Consider the following 17,517-nt stretch of genomic DNA (forward strand, 5'->3'; position numbering starts at 1 on the left):
TATAATTGGAGGAAACATTATGAATAAGAATTTAAAATTTACTCAAATGATGATTGGGATTAGTACGGTGGCATTATCATTTGGAAGTATTCAAACACAGGTATCAGCAGAAGAAAAAGTACCCTATAATATCTTACAGATAAAACCAATTGGGACAGAAACTTCAAAAGATGAAATCGTACATGCTACAAAAACTGACGAAACATTGACTTTTGAAGAGCGTTTAAAAGTAGGCGATTTTTCACAACGTCCTACTCTGGTTATGAAACGTGATGAAATTCAATTAAAGCAAAGCTACTCTCTGGCAGAACTGAATAAAATGCCTGATAACGAACTCATTGACACACTCTCAAAAATTTCTTGGAATCAAATTACTGATTTATTTCAATTTAATCAAGATACGAAAGCATTTTATCAGAATAAAGAACGCATGAACGTTATCATTAATGAATTAGGACAACGAGGAAAATCGTTTACTAAAGAGGACTCAAAGGGCATTGAAACATTTGTTGAAGTACTACGTTCTGCTTTTTATGTGGGATATTATAATAATGAATTAAGTTACTTAAAAGAGAGAAGCTTCCATGACAAATGTTTACCAGCATTAAAAGCAATTGCAAGAAATCCCAACTTTGCATTAGGTACAGCCGAGCAAGATAGGGTAATAGCTGCGTATGGAAAATTAATTGGTAATGCTTCTAGTGATACTGAAACAGTGCAGTATGCGGTAAATATTTTAAAACACTATAATGATAACCTTTCTACGTATGTAAGTAATTATGCAAAAGGACAAGCTGTATATGAAATTGTAAAAGGAATTGATTATGATATACAGTCTTATTTACAGGATACGAATAAGAAACCTAATGAAACAATGTGGTATGGAAAGATCGATAACTTTATAAATGAGGTTAGTAGAATTGCTCTCGTGGGGAATATAACAAATGAAAATAGTTGGTTAATTAATAATGGCATTTATTATGCAGGACGTTTAGGGAAATTTCATAGTAATCCAAACAAAGGATTGGAAGTTATTACACAAGCGATGAACTTGTATCCTCGTTTAAGTGGAGCTTATTTTGTAGCAGTAGAACAAATGAAAACAAACTATGGTGGAAAAGATTATAGTGGAAATGCAGTAGATTTACAGAAAATACGTGAAGAAGGGAAACAACAATACTTACCTAAAACATATACATTTGATGACGGATCTATTGTCTTTAAGACGGGAGATAAAGTAACAGAAGAAAAAATTAAGAGATTATATTGGGCAGCCAAGGAAGTAAAAGCACAATATCACCGTGTAATTGGTAATGATAAAGCACTAGAACAGGGTAATGCTGATGATGTACTAACAATAGTAATTTATAATAATCCAGATGAATATCAATTAAATAGACAATTATATGGATATGAAACAAACAACGGTGGAATTTATATTGAAGAGAAGGGGACTTTCTTTACATATGAGCGTACGCCAAAGCAGAGTATTTATAGTTTAGAAGAGTTGTTCCGTCATGAATTCACTCACTATTTACAAGGGAGATATGAGGTTCCTGGTTTATTTGGAAGCGGAGAAATGTATCAAAATGAACGATTAACTTGGTTCCAAGAAGGGAATGCAGAATTTTTTGCAGGATCTACACGTACAAATAATGTTGTTCCGCGTAAAAGTATGATAAGTGGCTTATCATCTGATCCAGCAAGCCGTTATACAGCAAAGCAAACTTTATTCTCAAAATATGGATCATGGGACTTTTATAAGTATTCCTTTGCACTACAGTCATATTTGTATAATCATCAATTTGAAACGTTTGATAAGCTTCAAGATTTAATCCGTGCAAACGATGTGAAAAATTATGACTCATATCGTGAATCATTGAGCAACAATACACAATTGAATGCAGAATATCAAGCGTATATGCAGCAGTTGATTGATAATCAAGATAAATATAATGTACCGCAAGTAACAAATGATTATTTAATTCAACACGCACCAAAGCCGCTAGCTGAAGTGAAAAACGAAATTGTGGATGTAGCAAATATAAAAGGTGCCAAAATTACAAAATATGAGTCGCAATTCTTTAATACATTTACCGTGGAAGGCAAGTACACAGGTGGTACATCAAAAGGTGAGTCTGAAGATTGGAAAGCGATGAGTAAACAAGTAAACCAAACTTTAGAGCAGTTATCCCAAAAAGGTTGGAGTGGTTATAAAACAGTTACAGCCTATTTCGTAAACTATCGTGTGAATGCAGCTAACCAGTTTGAATATGATATTGTTTTTCATGGTGTTGCAACAGAGGAAAAGGAAAAAACGACTACTATAGTAAATATGAATGGACCATACAGCGGGATAGTAAATGAAGAGATTCAATTTCATAGCGATGGTACAAAAAGTGAAAATGGAAAAGTTATTTCTTATCTATGGAACTTTGGAGATGGTACTACAAGTACAGAAGCAAATCCTACCCATGTATATGGAGAAAAAGGAACATACACTGTGGAACTAACAGTAAAAGATAGTAGAGGAAAAGAAAGCAAAGAACAAACAAAAGTTACTGTAAAACAAGATCCGCAAACAGGTGAATCTTATGAAGAGGAGAAGGTACTCCCGTTTAATACGCTTGTAAAAGGAAATCTGATTACTCCTGATCAAACAGATGTTTATACGTTTAATGTTACAGATCCAAAAGAAGTAGAGATTTCTGTGGTAAATGAACAAAATATTGGGATGACATGGGTACTTTATCATGAATCAGACATGCAAAATTACGTAGCTTGTGGTGAAGATGAAGGAAATACTATAAAGGGAAAATTCGTAGCGAAACCAGGGAAATATTATCTGAATGTGTATAAATTTGATGATAAAAATGGTGAATATTCACTATTAGTAAAATAAATTCATTTCCGATATGTATACGAGAGTTGTATTTTAGGAGGAGTCTGTCACGATAGGCTCCCCCTATTTTTTTATTTATAAGGATGAAACTAAGCTTCCAACCTGTGTTCCGATTGGGAGGCATACAGGTGACACTCCAGGATTTAGTACTTTTGCTGAAGTACACTTGACGGAGAACGCATGCTTGTTATCAGGTTTGAGTAATACGAAAAGCGCTAACAGTCAGGATTCTTCTTCCATTTGGTGAAAAAGAAAAAATTTCCACGGAACAATAATTTCTCAAGTAGAATATTTTGTTATGTGGAAAATAAAGTAAAATGAATATTTACGTTATAGAAGAAGTGCTGTAAAATATTGTTTATATTAAGATTTTTTGTATATTTCAATAATTAATTCTATTGGCTTTCATTCCAATCAAAAAACTGTCATAAAAAAAGAGGGGGGAAGACATTATTTGCTAAAATTTGTTTGTAAAAGCTTTTAACCTGTTAAGAGCAATCCTAAGGTAGACTATTAATTTCTTTAATAATTTTTGCTTTCCTTTAGTACTTGGCATAATGCATTAAAAAGTTTAAATTTTGAAAGGAGAATTTGACATTTTATATATATAGTATTTTTTATTGTATTCCTAACCATTCAAAGAGAAGGGGATGTGATTAAGGTGAATAATACATATAATGAAAAGACGCATACATTGATTAAACAATTATTAAAAAAGTTTTCACCAAAAGTTCCTGGCTTTGCATATATGGCCAGTTTTGATAGCGGAGTAACGTATAAAGGTGCAGTTGGCTTAGCTTCTATAGAGGAAAATCTACCGATAACCACAAAGAGCGTTTTTAATATCGCTTCAGTTTCTAAACAATTTACAGCGTTTTCTATATTACTCTTAGAACAAGAGGGAAGATTGAGTTTAGATGATTCAATTGTAAAGTTTGTCCCTTCTATAGGAACATATGCTGAACCAGTAACATTGAGGCATCTAATTCATCATACTGGCGGACTAGTTGATTATATGGAATTGGCTCAAGCAGAAAATATTAAATTTACTGATATATTAACTGTGGAACAATCGCTAAAACACCTTAATGGTCATCAAATTGCAAGGTTCCCTGTTGGCACAAAATTTGAGTATAGCAATACAGGATATTTTTTATTGTCATTGGTGGTAGAGAAGGTAAGCGGGAAGTCTTTACGTCAGTTTGCAAAAGAACGTATTTTTGATTCTTTAAATATGAAAGACACAACAATTGTAGATTGCTACCCAACTACTATATCAATTGCTAGGGGGTATTCAAAGAATGAACAAGGAGCATATATGGTCTATGAAAGCCCTTGGGAACATACAGGTGATGGGGCAGTTCATGCAACAGTCGAAGACCTGGTAAAGTGGGGAGAAAATTTAACTACAGGTACCGTTGGCCGAAAAGAACTTGTTAAAAGAATGAGCGAAATAGGTCCGGAAATTTCTCCAACTGGGGAAACAATTATTGACAATGAAGATTATGCTTTTGGGCTAAGGCTTGCAGAAGGTTTTAACTGTCGATACTTGGAACATTCAGGTAGCTGGGCAGGTTATCGTTCATACTTCATGCGGTTTCCAAAAGAATATTTGACTGTTGTAGTACTAAGTAACTATGATGGATTTGACTCTAAAAAATATGCTAATGAAATAGCAGGAATTATTTTAGAAAAGTAAAAAATAGGGTGTAGAAGAGTATCTGGATTTGGTTAACCACACGTTGTTTTAGGTGTAATTGATTTTGGGAACGGAAGGCAGGCATATATTTATGCCTGCTTTTTTGTATTAAAATGAACATAGATATTAATTTTTTTGTAAATATGGAACAATGTCATTACTTACAATGTCTATTAAGCGTTGAAACATTTTTTATTTAATAAATTAAGAAAGGAATAATGATTTTTAATTAAGGGAGAAGATTGAATTGAAAAAATTATGGATGCTGTTTTTCATTTGTTTCGCAGTTATGTTGGTAGGATGTAATAAAAACGAACCGCCAAAACAAGCATTTGAAGAATATATTAATTTATGGAATGATAAAAAGTTTGCAAATATGTATGATCATTTATCAGATCATGCCAAAAAATCGATTTCTAAAAAAGAATTCACAGAAAAATATCAAAAAATCTATGAGGGGATTGGAGCTAATAATTTAAAAGTTAAAATGAAAGGAGAGAATACGAAAGATAAAGAGGTTTTTCTTTTTGAAGTTAAGATGGATACGGATGTAGGACCAGTTTCATTCATCCATGAAGCAAAACTTGTGAAAGATAAAGAGTCTTGGAAAATAGATTGGACACCAGACTTCATCTTCCCAGGTATGAAAAAAGATTACAAAGTACGTATGCAAATAGAGCAAGGAAAACGCGGAGAAATATATGATCGAAATGGAAAAGGGCTTGCAACGAATGGTAAAGCAACTGAGGTTGGAATTATTCCAGAGAAACTAGGCGAAACAGCAGCGCAAACGAAAGAAATAGTAGCACAATTACTTGATATGTCTACAGAAGAGGTCGAACAAAAACTCACAGCAAAATGGATAAAACGAGACTCCTTTGTACCAATTGGTATTTTAAAAGAGGGAACCAGACAGAATGATTATATTGAATTAGAAGGAGTTTCATCTCGCCCAGTAAATATTCGTACGTATCCATTAGGTGAAGCAGCGGCACACTTAACTGGATATATAGGAAAGGTGAATGCGGAGGAGTTAAAATCACTTCAAAAACAAGGTTATCAAGCAGATGATTTAGTAGGTAAGACCGGTTTAGAGAAAGTGTTAGAAAATAAATTGCGTGGTGAAAAGGGTGGACGCGTATTTATAGAAGATGAGAATGGGAAAGAGATTAAAAACGTAGCAAAAAAAGAAGCAAAAGAAGGAGAAAATGTTACGTTAACAATTGATGCTGCAATTCAAGAAAAAATCTTTAATGAGATGAAAACTGAAGCAGGGTCTAGTGCAGCGATTAATCCTAAAACAGGTGAAACAATCGCACTTGTAAGTAGCCCTGCTTATAATCCAAATATAATAGTTAGAGGAGCATCGAAAGCCCAACGAGAAGCATGGAGTAACGACTCGAAACTACCAATGACGAATCGCTTTACACAAGCAATTGTACCAGGTTCCGTATTTAAAACGATCACAGGTGCAATTGGTTTGGAAACAAACACAATAAATCCGAAGGAAGAATTTAAAATTCAAGGATTGAAGTGGACAAAAGATTCAACTTGGGGAAATTACTATGTAACGCGTGTGAAGGATGCAAGTCCAATTGATTTTGATAAGGCAATGAAGTACTCTGATAATATTTATTTTGCTCAACAAGCTTTAAAAATGGGAAAAGATCAGTATGTAAATGAATTTAAAAAGTACGGATTTCATGAAAAATTACCAATCGAATACGAACTTCCTATTTCAATCATTGCAAAAGATGGGATAAAAAACGATATTCAACTAGCAGACACGGGCTATGGGCAAGGACAAGTATTAATGACACCACTTCATTTAGCATTAACATATGCACCGATTGTAAATGAAGGGAATATTCCGTCGCCACATCTCTTAAAAGAAGCAAAAGTAGCAGGGAATTGGAAAGAAAATGTGGTTTCTAAAAAGAATCAAGACATATTAAAGAGTGCATTAATCAAAGTCATTAATGACCCTGATGGCGCAGGGAGAATTGCAAAGGTTGATGGTATGACGCTTGCTGGTAAAACTGGTACAGCAGAACTGAAAGAGTCGAAAGAAGCAGACGGAAAAGAACTGGGATGGTTCGCAGCTTTCGATGCAAATGCGCCAGACATGATTGTTACTATGATGATTGAAGATGTAAAAGGAAGAGGAGGAAGTAACGTTCCAGGTGAAAAAATAAAACATGTATTTCAGAAATAATACTGAATTATAAGGTAAATTTTTTGACTACATTTATTACATGTTTGCTTAACTCAAAGATATAAATTGGGGGAAATATAGAACAATTAAATTTCAAAAAAGCATTCTTTCTAATCTAGAATGCTTTTTTGCTGTCATTCTAGAAAAGTTGACATTGTTAATGGTAAATAGAAGGGAATAGCAAATTGAAATGGACAAGTGGAGTGTTACGTTAAATTTAAAAAATAGATTACTGTAAGTGGATTTTTATCATTTTATGCTTTACTTGTTTTTTAGTAGTATTATTCTGCCTGAAAAAGATAAACAATGGAACAAATGAAACTTGTATCTTGTCTATATATTGAAACCATAATAAAAGTGAGGGCAGTTTTATGTTTATTCAAATAAGTTTGAGGTGTGGAAATGGAACAGACGTTTATTGAAAAGTATAATCATGATGAGCTGGACGATGTTATAAAAGACTATTGGCAAGATGTATGGAATTATTCATTTATTATTACGAAAGATCCACACTTATCAGATGATATTACGCAAGATGTATTTATAAAGGTATTTAAAAATTGGAATTCATTTCGAAAGGAGTCATCTATTAAAACGTGGATATTAAAAATCACAAGAAATACGGCAATAAACTATTTGAAATCATCTTATTTTAAAAGAATATCTTTAATAGGTTTTTTTAGTGACGATAAGCAATCCCAGTCGGCAGAACAAGAATTTTTTAAGCAAGAAGAAATGAATGATGTGTGGAAAGTTGTATTAAAGCTACCTAAAAAGCACCGTGAAATAATCATATTGGATGCAAAATATGAATTATCTTATGAAGAAATGGCTGAAACGTTAGGAGTATCCATTGGAACTGTAAAATCGAGATTAAGTAGAGCGAGAAGTAAGGTTTCAAAATTAATAGGGGAGGGTAGTAGTGATGAACAATAAACAAAATCCTGACTGGTATAGAAAAATAAAAAAAGGCCCAATGGAGAATCGTAAAGATGAAGAAGAATTTATTTCTAAAATAAAGCAGTCTATATACGAAAATAATGAAGTGGATTTTGTAAAACATAAAAGACCATTTCGTAAAAAAGCATTACCTATTGTAGTTGTTTTAGTTTGTACAATGTTATTTTTCATTGTTCAACAACCTTGGCTTGATGATAATAAATCACCAGTACAAAGTAGTACACAAATTAAGCCTAAAACAAAAGATGAGTCTGCTCAAGATCCATCATTAAAACAATTTATGAATGAACTATATCAAAGTACGAACTCAAAAAATGAAAATAACCTGTACAAAGCGTTAAATGATGAAGTTCTATTTAAAGGGAAGAGTTATAAGAAGGCTGAACTGAAGTTTGATGAAGATATTTTTCATGAGTTGCAAGTCGCCCTTACAATGGGGGGAGAGTTTGCAAATGATACAAAGCAAATATATAAAGTACCAAGTGGATTGACGGAAAGTAACCAACGAAAGCAAGCACATTTTATATATGCAACTGTTACTGGAAATAAAACAAAAATTTTAGCAGAACCAAAGCGAGAATCACAAGTTTTATATGAAGTATCTAATGAAATGGTAAAAGCTTGGATTCCAGAAAAAGTGCAGAATGATGGATATATAAAAATATCGACAATTAACGGTAATACTGGATATGTACAGAAAGAGTACGTTTTAACTGATATTAAATATTCATTTATGTTCGAAAAGAATAATGAAGGTATATGGAAAATAATAAATATAGATTCTATATGGTAAAAGAGGAAGGTTCACTTTAATGAACCTTCCTCTTTGTTTTTATTCTCTTTTTGAAGAGTATTCCAGTACTCTAAAATTTCTGATGTAACGAGAGCGGCAATGTTTTTTTCGGAATTACTACCAGGAATAACGACAGAAATAGCAATTTGTGGATCTTCAGTAGGAGCATATGCAATGAAAAGAGAATGATTTATCATTCTTTCTTGCTCATTTGGAAAACCTGTAATACCTGTTTTACCTGCGACGTCAAAGGGCAACTTTTTAATTTCCTCTATATTTTGACTCATTCCACCTTGCACGACACTCCAAAAGTTCATCGGGTAACGATTTGAACTTTCTAAAATGGGTTTAAACTTTTTTGTTTCCTTACCATCTTGACCAATAATCGCACTTACGATTTGAGGTTTATATTTATCACCTTTACTTGCCAATGTTGCTGCATATTGAGCGAGTTGAAGAGGAGTATGCACTTCATTTCCTCCCCAAGAGGCATTTAATAAAGCAGAAATCCCATTTTCAAATTTATTAGATGGATGGAATTCATATTGTCCGTCTTCTTCAAAGGGCAAATCAATCCTGGTTTTAGAACGTAGGCCGAATTGCATTAAATAATCTGTCCATATATGTGCCACTTTTTCTATATTTCCATTATTCTGGTTGAATAAGGGCAGAGCTACTTTTGCTGTCATAAATGTGTTAGATGAATTAATGATAGCCTGCCTCGGTGTAATCTCACCTGTTGGTGTTCCAGGTGCATTCGTAATGTTATTTTGATTATCATACTGAAAAGTACCTTTATCTAAATAAGTATCTTCGGGTTGAAAAAGTTTTTCGTTTAATCCAATTAAAATAGTAAGTGGTTTTATAGTAGAAGCCATATTTACATAAGATTCACCATACTTTAATTTTTGAATCGCTTTATTTTGCGAAAGAGATTTAATATTTTCTTTTCGAGAAGATACATGTGTATTTAATATATTTGGATCAAAAACTGCCGAGTTGACCATAGTTAAAATCGCGCCAGTTTTTGCATCGCTCACTACAGCATAACCAGCTTTAGCATCAGGTGTTTTCTTAATTTGCAATCTTAATGCTTCTTCTGCCTTTTGCTGCAACTCAGAGTCTAAAGCTAGCCGTACATCTTTTCCTTTTTGTACTTTTTGAATGTTCCATAAGAACTTTTTATTTTTCAATTTAAAAATAAGAGTTTTACCTGGTTTTCCTTTTAAATCATTTTCATATTGCAGCTCAATCCCGCTTTTTCCAACAGCCATATGCTTTGGATTAAGGTCATTTTCTACATACCCAATTACTTGTGAACCAATTTCGTGTTTAGGATAATATCGAATCCATTCATCTTTAATTATTACATTATTGGGTTTGTTTTTGTTTATGAATGCAAGTTCATTCTCAGTTATATCAGAGTATAACGGTATATCATTCATAGTCTGCTTTTTACAAGATTGTTGTAATTGAGATTTTATGTTCTCTGTAGAAATATCATGTTGAAACTCGCTTGAAAATTGATTAAAAAAAGCTAATGTGCTTGATGTATCTTGTTTCGATAGCTTTTCATCATTAGAAGTGCAATATAGAGACTTAACTTTCTTATTTGTAGCTAGTATTGCACCATTTCGATCAAAAATCTTTCCTCTTTCAGCTGAAGAAGTTGCGATAGTAATTGAAATGAAGTTGATTTTTAATAAAATTAGTAAAATCAAACCTACAATAGAAAGAACCGCAAATAATCTCCATCTTTTTGTATGTAACATATAACCCTCCCTTATGTAGCCTACTTCATCTTATATTTAATTATTTTTTTTGTAAATGTGGAACAACTGTATTGTTTAGGTTGTCTATTAAGTATTACAGCATGAAGAAAGGAATAATTAGCATGAAAAATTACTAGCACGTCTATATGTAAGTTTAATAAGAGTCATTATACAGTTTAGCGCTTCTAATGCAAGCAGCAAAAAAATAGAGAGAAAACAGGAAGGGAGAGTTATTAATTCCGTAGCTAAACGAAAAGGAATGGATGCTTACAAGGATTAAGCTAAAAATTGAGGCGATATTTATAACCGATTATCGGTATCTAATATAGAAGGAATGCTTTTAGTATTTATAGCAATTCCTGAAAGGATTAAATGGAGGATTTATGAAAGAACAAAAAGGCAAGAAGCAGAAGACATATATATCTATTCGATTAAATATAATGTTCCTTTGTATATTTGTACTATTCTCAGCTATTATTATGCAGCTAGGAAAAGTACAAATCGTTGAGGGAGAGGCTTATAAGAACCAAGTAGAAAGTAGTCAAAATGCAATAACTAGTATTCCAGTTCCGCGTGGACAAATTTTAGATCGAGAAGGGAAAACAGTCGTTAATAATAAATCTCTTCGCACAATTACGTATACAAGGGTAAAGGGGATTACGAATGAAGATATTTTAAAAACAGCAAAAGACTTGGCGAAAGTACTTGAAATGCCTGAACAAGATATAAATAAATTAACAGATATCGATAAAAAAGATTTTTGGATGCAGTTGAATTCGAAACGTGCGGAGACAAAGATTACTAAGAAAGATATAGAAAAGTTTAAAGAAAAGGGTATAGAGGGGAAAGAGTTAGATAAAAAAATAGAAGACTTAAGACGAGGTCGCGTTACAGAGGTAGAATTAGCAGAATTAACAGCAGAAGATTTAAAGGTGTTAGCTATTAAAAGTAAAATGAGTTCAGGTTATCAACTAACACCACAAATTATAAAAAAAGATGTAACAGATGAAGAGTATGCGCGGATAAGCGAAAATCTTGGAGATTTTCCAGGAGTAGATGCCACTGCTGATTGGGAACGTAATTATGTAAATGGTAATTTATTTCGTTCTATATTAGGAAATATTACGAGTAGTGAAGAAGGATTACCGAAAGAAAATTTAGATTCTTATTTAGTACGTGGATATAACCGTAATGATCGTGTTGGAAAAAGTTATATTGAACAACGATATGAAGATGTATTACACGGCACAAAAGAAGAAGTGAAAAATATTACTGATAAATCAGGAAACATTGTTAGCACAGAAATAATCTCTAAAGGAAAAAGTGGTAATAGTTTAACATTAACGATTGATATGGAATTACAAAAGAAAGTGGAAGAAAGTATAGAGAAAAACTTGAGAGCTTTTAAGAGTTCAGAGCCACTGCTCGATCGAGCTTTTGTTGTCATGACAAATCCAAATAACGGACAAATTTTATCTATGGCAGGCAAAAAGATTGTAGAAAAAGAAGGGAAAATAGAGGTTGAGGATTTGGCGTTAGGTAACATGACAACTTCGTATGAGCTAGGGTCAGCTGTAAAAGGTGCTACTTTATTAACTGGATATGAGACAGGGGCAATACATCCAGGAGATCAATTTTATGACGCGCCGATGAAATTTAAAGGTACACAAGCTAAAAAATCGTGGAATGTATCCGGATTTGGTAATATTAATGATTTACGAGCTTTACAAGTATCTTCGAATGTATACATGTTCCAGACAGCTTTAAAAATTGCGGGAGTTAATTACGTACCAAATGGCTCATTGGATATTAAACAAGGAGCATTTGATACGATGCGCTATTATTTCAAGCAATTTGGTTTAGGTGTCCCAACAGGTATTGATTTACCGAATGAAATAATTGGACAAACGAGAAAAGTAGATAGTCAACCTGGTTTTTTACTAGATTTTTCTATCGGTCAGTATGATACGTATACGCCGTTGCAATTAGCGCAATATATTTCAACGATTGCGAATGGTGGTTATAGAATGCAACCTCAAATTGTACAAGAAATACGAGAACAATCAATAAAAGAAGAGGTTGGTAAAGTTATACGTTCCATAGAGCCTGTCGTATTAAATCGAATTGATATGAAGAAAGAACATATTGATCGGATAAAAGAAGGGTTTAGATGGGTATTCCAAGAAGGTGATGGAACTGGCGTGAAGTATTTCAAAAACGCGCCATATAAACCAGCAGGAAAGACAGGAACAGCCCAAACTGTATATGGTGGAGATGATCCGATTGGCAGAAATGCAAAAGGAGAACGTATGGAATGTTACAACTTAACGTTAGTTGGATATGCTCCATATGATAATCCAGAAGTAGCATTTTCTGTAGTAGTTCCATGGCTTCATGATGATAAAAATGGAATTAATTCTATAATTGGAAAGGAAGTTTTAGATGTATACTTTGATTTGAAACAGCAACGTATACATGGTGAATCTACTAGTACAGGTAGTTCTAAGCAAAATTAGAGTACTTTTCTCAGGGAAGAGAACCTGTTTATATAAAACCATTTATAAGAAAAAATGAAATATGAAATAAGAGATAGCGGCGATCATAGCTACTATCTCTTATTTTGTTAATAATTCTCATACTAGCTATAAATTTTTTTCAGTTTGTGGAACAAATTTGGTTCGGTGATTGTCTATTATGTGTACGTATAAAAAGGTGCTAAAAATTTGGAAGGAATGATGATTTTGAAAAATAAGAAGATGCTAAAAATAGGAATATGCGTTGGTATATTAGGTTTAAGTATTACAAGCCTAGAAGCTTTTACAGGAGGGGCACTGCAAGTTGAAGCGAAAGAAAAGACTGGACAAGTGAAACATAAAAATCAGGCGACGCATAAAGAGTTCTCTCAACTTGAGAAAAAATTTGATGCTCGATTAGGTGTATATGCGATTGATACTGGTACAAATCAAACAATCTCTTATCGATCTAACGAAAGATTTGCCTTCGCATCAACCTACAAGGCTTTAGCCGCAGGAGTATTACTACAGCAAAACTCAATTGATACATTAAATGAAGTAATCACCTATACGAAAGAAGACTTAGTGGATTATTCACCTGTTACAGAGAAACATGTAGATACTGGAATGAAACTAGGAGAAATTGCTGAGGCTGCTGTTCGTTCAAGTGATAATACTGCAGGGAACATTTTATTTAATAAAATAGGCGGACCTAAAGGATATGAAAAAGCGCTTAGAAAGATGGGGGATCGGGTTACTATGTCTGATCGCTTTGAAACAGAATTAAACGAAGCTATTCCAGGAGACATTCGTGACACTAGTACAGCGAAAGCAATTGCTACGAATCTTAAAGCTTTTACGGTCGGAAATGCACTTCCAGCTGAAAAACGTAAAATTCTTACAGAGTGGATGAAAGGAAATGCTACAGGAGACAAACTTATTCGTGCAGGCGTACCAACTGACTGGGTAGTTGGAGATAAATCAGGTGCTGGCAGTTACGGGACAAGAAATGATATTGCTATCGTTTGGCCTCCAAATAGAGCACCAATTATCATCGCAATTTTATCTAGTAAAGATGAGAAAGAGGCAACTTATGATAATCAACTCATTGCAGAGGCAACTAAAGTTATAGTTAAGGCTCTTAGGTAATAGTATTTTAGTTTTCGCATTTTTAACATGAAAGTATTAAAAGTATAAAGTTAGAAAACGACTCTTTTCGTGTGATAAGAGTCGTTTTTGTATTCTTATTATTAAAAAGGTAAAAGTAAAAATATAACGAATATATATGACATATCTCATATGAAATTTCATGTACTGTATTATTTTATTAATTTAAATAAATTTCAAGAAAGTATAATATAATTCAGTTAGCATATAGAAGTGTTTGATGAGAATGTAAAGGAGAAAATATGAAAAAGAAGATTAATAGAATTGTAATGATTATTTGTATATTAGTAGGTTTTACAATCTTTTTATATTTACAGAATAATTTAATAAGTATAACTGAGATTAAAATAACCTCTAGTAAAATACCATCCTCTTTTAAAGGGTATAAAATTCTACAAATTTCAGACTTACACAATAAAAAATTTGGTGATAATCAAGATGTGTTAATTCAAAAAATGAAAAGTATAGACCCAGATATTATTGCAATTACGGGTGATTTAATTGACAGTAAATCATACGATGCAGAAGTTAGTATGCAATTAATACGAGAAATGGTAAAGAAGTATCCTGTATATTTTGTGACAGGAAACCATGAACAATGGTCTGGAAAGTATAACAGTTTAGAAAAAGAGTTGAAGAAATATGGTGTCAATGTTTTAAGGAATGAACATGTAGGCATTCGAAAGGGTGAGCAAGAGATAAACTTGCTAGGTATTGATGATCCAGAGTTTGGTACTGGAAACCGTGATGAAGGAAATATTATAATAGATGAAATTAAAAAAGCGAAAATTGAAATGCAGTCAGATAGATATAATGTATTATTATCCCACAGGCCTGAATTTATAAAGGAATATACGAATGAGAGGTTGGATTTGGTTTTATCGGGACATGCTCATGGAGGGCAAGTTAGATTGCCATTTATCGGAGGATTAGTTGCGCCAAATCAAGGTGTTTTACCTAAATATACAGCAGGTTTATATGTAGAACAAAATACATCAATGGTAGTGAGTAGAGGATTAGGAAATAGTATCATTCCGCAAAGGATTTTGAATAGGCCAGAAATTGTAGTCGTGCAGCTAAATTAAGCTGTACGATTTTTTTTATACAAAAATGAGTAAAGGGGCTTTCTGTATTTTGCAGGAGTAAACATTACAATTTTGTTAAAAATTTTCTACGTTACATAAAGTAACAAAATTTGACCCTCAGTGTTTGTTATAGTGTAAATAATCAAAAAACTTAAAATTTGTCGAGTGAAAATTGTGATAAGTAATTCATATAAAAAACTTAAAGGGGTGTACACATGCATAAAGAATATGAAATTGAAGAATACACGGCGATTGAGGAACAAATCCATTATTATTGTAAATGTTTATTAGTAAGTCATCCTGATCAAATAATAAAGTATTTAGAAAAAAGGTTAGAAAAATATGCAGAAACATTACAATATGCACATTTATATCCTGACACAGTTATTTTACCGTTACAGCAATTAGTTATCGAATATTCTTTAGACGTTGCTAGAATTCGGAAGTATATGAATTTAAAAACGTAAAGTGAAATTTATAGTTTAAATGAAACAGAGTCGACTTTAGGAAATGAAATTCTAATGTCGACTCTGTTTCATTGTTTAATATCGGTGATTGAACATACATACTAATCAACGAAGTTTGACATATAATTAAGCAAGAGTAAAATAAAAGTGAGTACTCACTCATTTTTATTGGAAAAGGAGGATGAAACGTGCAACAACCTTCAATTATTTTACGGACTGTATCAAAAAGTTTTGGAAAAAAAGAAGTGTTACACAATCTTTCATTGCAAGTTGAAAAAGCAGAAATTTTTGGTTTTGTTGGACCTTCTGGATCGGGGAAAACAACGCTCATTAAAATGATTGCAGGTATTAATGAGGCGACGAAAGGTGAAGTGCTTGTTAATAATATTAATATGCCTAATTTAAATGAAATGAAAAGAATTGGTTATATGGCCCAGGCGGATGCATTATACGAAGAATTGTCAGCGTATGAAAATGCAGATTTTATAGCAACGATGTATGGACTAAAGGGAAAACGTAAAAAGACAAGAATTGCAGAGGTTTTTGAACTTGTACAATTGTCACAGTATATGAAAAAGCAAGTACAACAATTTTCAGGTGGAATGAAAAAACGCTTATCATTAGCAATAGCGCTCCTTCACGAACCAGAAATATTAATTTTAGATGAGCCTACAGTGGGGATAGATCCGCTTCTTAGAAAAACGATTTGGGAAAAATTTTATGATCTTAAAAAGAAAGGCACAACGATTATTGTAACGACGCACATTATGGATGAAGCTGAATTTTGTGAGCGTCTAGGGTTAATTAGAGAAGGGAAACTAGTTGCGGTTGGAACAACTGAAGAATTGAAAAAACGCGTGTCATCTGGACGGATTGAAGATGTCTTTTTGCTAGAAGAGGTGGTGCCATCATGAGAGTTACTGGTGTAATCATACGTATTATTCGTCAATTTTTTCGAGATAAGCGTTCGTTAGCAATGATGTTTGGAGCACCGATGTTATTACTTTGGCTTTTGTCACTAGTGTTTACACAGAAAGACTATATACCGCAAATTGCTGTTGTTGATATGCCCGCTCAAATAGTAAAAGTGATGAAAAATCAAGAAGCGTCAATTTATGAATACAGTAAGGAAAAGGCGATTTCTGAGTTGGAAAAACAAAAGGTAGATGCAGTATTTCGAATAGAGAATGGAAAAATGAAACTTCTGTTGGAAGGTAGTGATTCGTCAAAAAATCGTGCTGTACTTCAAGTATTGCAAAAAAGCACAGAGAAGAATGATGTATCGATTATGAAACCTGAAGTAAATTATTTACATGGCTCTAAAGACTTTACGATGTTTGATGGGCTTGGTCCTGTATTAATTGGTTTCTTTACATTTTTCTTTGTATTTATATTATCAGGTGTATCTTTCGTAAGAGAACGTTTAAGTGGTACGCTAGAAAGGTTATTATCCACCCCAGTAAGAAGATGGGAAATAGTTGCAGGTTATATTATTGGTTTTGGAATCTTTGCCTTTATACAATCCATTATTATCGTAAGTTTTTCCGTTTATATTTTAGATTTATACGTAGCTGGCTCCATATGGCTAACGTTACTTATTACATGTATGCTCTCTTTAACTGCACTAACATTAGGTACGTTTTTATCGGCATACGCAAATAATGAGTTTCAAATGATTCAATTTATACCGCTTGTTATTGTGCCACAAATCTTCTTTTCTGGATTGTTTCCAATGGAATCTATGAATAAGTGGCTACAAATGTTAGGGAAAGTATTTCCACTCACATACGGCGCTGACGCAATGAGACAAGTGATGATTCGGAATCAAGGGTTTACAGAGATTGTATTAGATCTTACTGTATTATTACTTTTTTCACTATTATTTGCAGTAGGAAATGTATTTGCTTTAAAGAAACATCGCAAAATATAATAATGACAAAAAGG

General features: G+C 33.0%; 12 protein-coding genes. 11 read left to right on the forward strand and 1 reads right to left on the reverse strand.

Annotated features, from left to right (window positions below; genetic code table 11):
- Positions 1–19: 19 nt before the first annotated feature.
- The 5 genes from colA to ACTFRU_RS00490 all read left to right on the forward strand — a co-directional run bounded on the left by colA (position 20) and on the right by ACTFRU_RS00490 (position 8,569).
- On the forward strand, positions 20–2,902 hold the full coding sequence (colA, locus tag ACTFRU_RS00470; RefSeq protein ID WP_440037381.1) for a collagenase ColA: 2,883 nt from the start codon (positions 20–22) through the stop codon (positions 2,900–2,902).
- Positions 2,903–3,563: 661 nt separating this feature from the next.
- Positions 3,564–4,601: a serine hydrolase domain-containing protein gene (locus tag ACTFRU_RS00475; RefSeq protein ID WP_086412086.1), complete on the forward strand. Its 1,038-nt coding sequence runs from the start codon at positions 3,564–3,566 to the stop codon at positions 4,599–4,601.
- A gap of 247 nt (positions 4,602–4,848) precedes the next feature.
- Positions 4,849–6,816: a penicillin-binding transpeptidase domain-containing protein gene (locus ACTFRU_RS00480; protein WP_006920819.1), complete on the forward strand. Its 1,968-nt coding sequence runs from the start codon at positions 4,849–4,851 to the stop codon at positions 6,814–6,816.
- A gap of 402 nt (positions 6,817–7,218) precedes the next feature.
- Positions 7,219–7,752, forward strand: a complete 534-nt coding sequence (locus ACTFRU_RS00485; protein WP_000438340.1) for an RNA polymerase sigma factor — start codon at positions 7,219–7,221, stop codon at positions 7,750–7,752.
- Complete coding sequence (locus tag ACTFRU_RS00490; protein ID WP_006920817.1) at positions 7,742–8,569, forward strand: SH3 domain-containing protein; 828 nt, start codon at positions 7,742–7,744, stop codon at positions 8,567–8,569. Before ACTFRU_RS00485 ends, ACTFRU_RS00490 begins: the two co-directional genes overlap by 11 nt.
- An 11-nt stretch (positions 8,570–8,580) precedes the next feature.
- Here the strand turns inward: ACTFRU_RS00490 and ACTFRU_RS00495 are convergent, their stop codons facing one another.
- On the reverse strand, positions 8,581–10,341 hold the full coding sequence (locus ACTFRU_RS00495; RefSeq protein ID WP_440037382.1) for a peptidoglycan D,D-transpeptidase FtsI family protein: 1,761 nt from the start codon (positions 10,339–10,341) through the stop codon (positions 8,581–8,583).
- A gap of 383 nt (positions 10,342–10,724) precedes the next feature.
- Here ACTFRU_RS00495 and ACTFRU_RS00500 point away from each other — a divergent pair, with 383 nt between their 5' ends.
- The 6 genes from ACTFRU_RS00500 to ACTFRU_RS00525 all read left to right on the forward strand — a co-directional run bounded on the left by ACTFRU_RS00500 (position 10,725) and on the right by ACTFRU_RS00525 (position 17,503).
- Positions 10,725–12,857 (forward strand): peptidoglycan D,D-transpeptidase FtsI family protein, encoded by a 2,133-nt coding sequence (locus tag ACTFRU_RS00500; protein WP_324655800.1) that lies wholly within the window; start codon positions 10,725–10,727, stop codon positions 12,855–12,857.
- A gap of 219 nt (positions 12,858–13,076) precedes the next feature.
- The gene (bla, locus tag ACTFRU_RS00505) at positions 13,077–14,003 is read left to right on the forward strand and encodes a class A beta-lactamase Bla1 (protein WP_140159188.1); all 927 of its coding nucleotides are present in this window, start codon (positions 13,077–13,079) and stop codon (positions 14,001–14,003) included.
- Between the two features lie 260 nt (positions 14,004–14,263).
- Positions 14,264–15,106, forward strand: a complete 843-nt coding sequence (locus ACTFRU_RS00510; RefSeq protein WP_069604103.1) for a metallophosphoesterase — start codon at positions 14,264–14,266, stop codon at positions 15,104–15,106.
- A gap of 215 nt (positions 15,107–15,321) precedes the next feature.
- On the forward strand, positions 15,322–15,573 hold the full coding sequence (locus tag ACTFRU_RS00515; RefSeq protein ID WP_000548621.1) for a hypothetical protein: 252 nt from the start codon (positions 15,322–15,324) through the stop codon (positions 15,571–15,573).
- 188 nt (positions 15,574–15,761) lie between these two features.
- Entirely contained in the window at positions 15,762–16,487 is a 726-nt protein-coding gene (locus ACTFRU_RS00520; protein WP_016098537.1) for an ABC transporter ATP-binding protein, read from the forward strand.
- A complete protein-coding gene (locus tag ACTFRU_RS00525; protein ID WP_025689303.1) occupies positions 16,484–17,503 on the forward strand; it encodes an ABC transporter permease in 1,020 nt (339 codons plus the stop codon). Before ACTFRU_RS00520 ends, ACTFRU_RS00525 begins: the two co-directional genes overlap by 4 nt.
- The last annotated feature ends 14 nt before the right edge of the window (positions 17,504–17,517 follow it).

The sequence above is a fragment of the Bacillus cereus group sp. MYBK220-1 genome, assembly GCF_051916445.1.
Classification (GTDB): Bacteria; Bacillota; Bacilli; order Bacillales; family Bacillaceae_G; genus Bacillus_A; species Bacillus_A cereus.

Coding starts and splice junctions, on each gene's coding strand:
- colA (WP_440037381.1), top strand. CDS start 20: ATGAATAAGAATTTAAAATTTACTCAAATGATGATTGGGATTAGTACG.
- ACTFRU_RS00485 (WP_000438340.1), top strand. CDS start 7,219: ATGGAACAGACGTTTATTGAAAAGTATAATCATGATGAGCTGGACGAT.
- ACTFRU_RS00490 (WP_006920817.1), top strand. CDS start 7,742: ATGAACAATAAACAAAATCCTGACTGGTATAGAAAAATAAAAAAAGGC.
- ACTFRU_RS00495 (WP_440037382.1), bottom strand. CDS start 10,341: ATGTTACATACAAAAAGATGGAGATTATTTGCGGTTCTTTCTATTGTA.
- ACTFRU_RS00500 (WP_324655800.1), top strand. CDS start 10,725: ATGAAAGAACAAAAAGGCAAGAAGCAGAAGACATATATATCTATTCGA.
- bla (WP_140159188.1), top strand. CDS start 13,077: ATGATTTTGAAAAATAAGAAGATGCTAAAAATAGGAATATGCGTTGGT.
- ACTFRU_RS00510 (WP_069604103.1), top strand. CDS start 14,264: ATGAAAAAGAAGATTAATAGAATTGTAATGATTATTTGTATATTAGTA.
- ACTFRU_RS00515 (WP_000548621.1), top strand. CDS start 15,322: ATGCATAAAGAATATGAAATTGAAGAATACACGGCGATTGAGGAACAA.
- ACTFRU_RS00525 (WP_025689303.1), top strand. CDS start 16,484: ATGAGAGTTACTGGTGTAATCATACGTATTATTCGTCAATTTTTTCGA.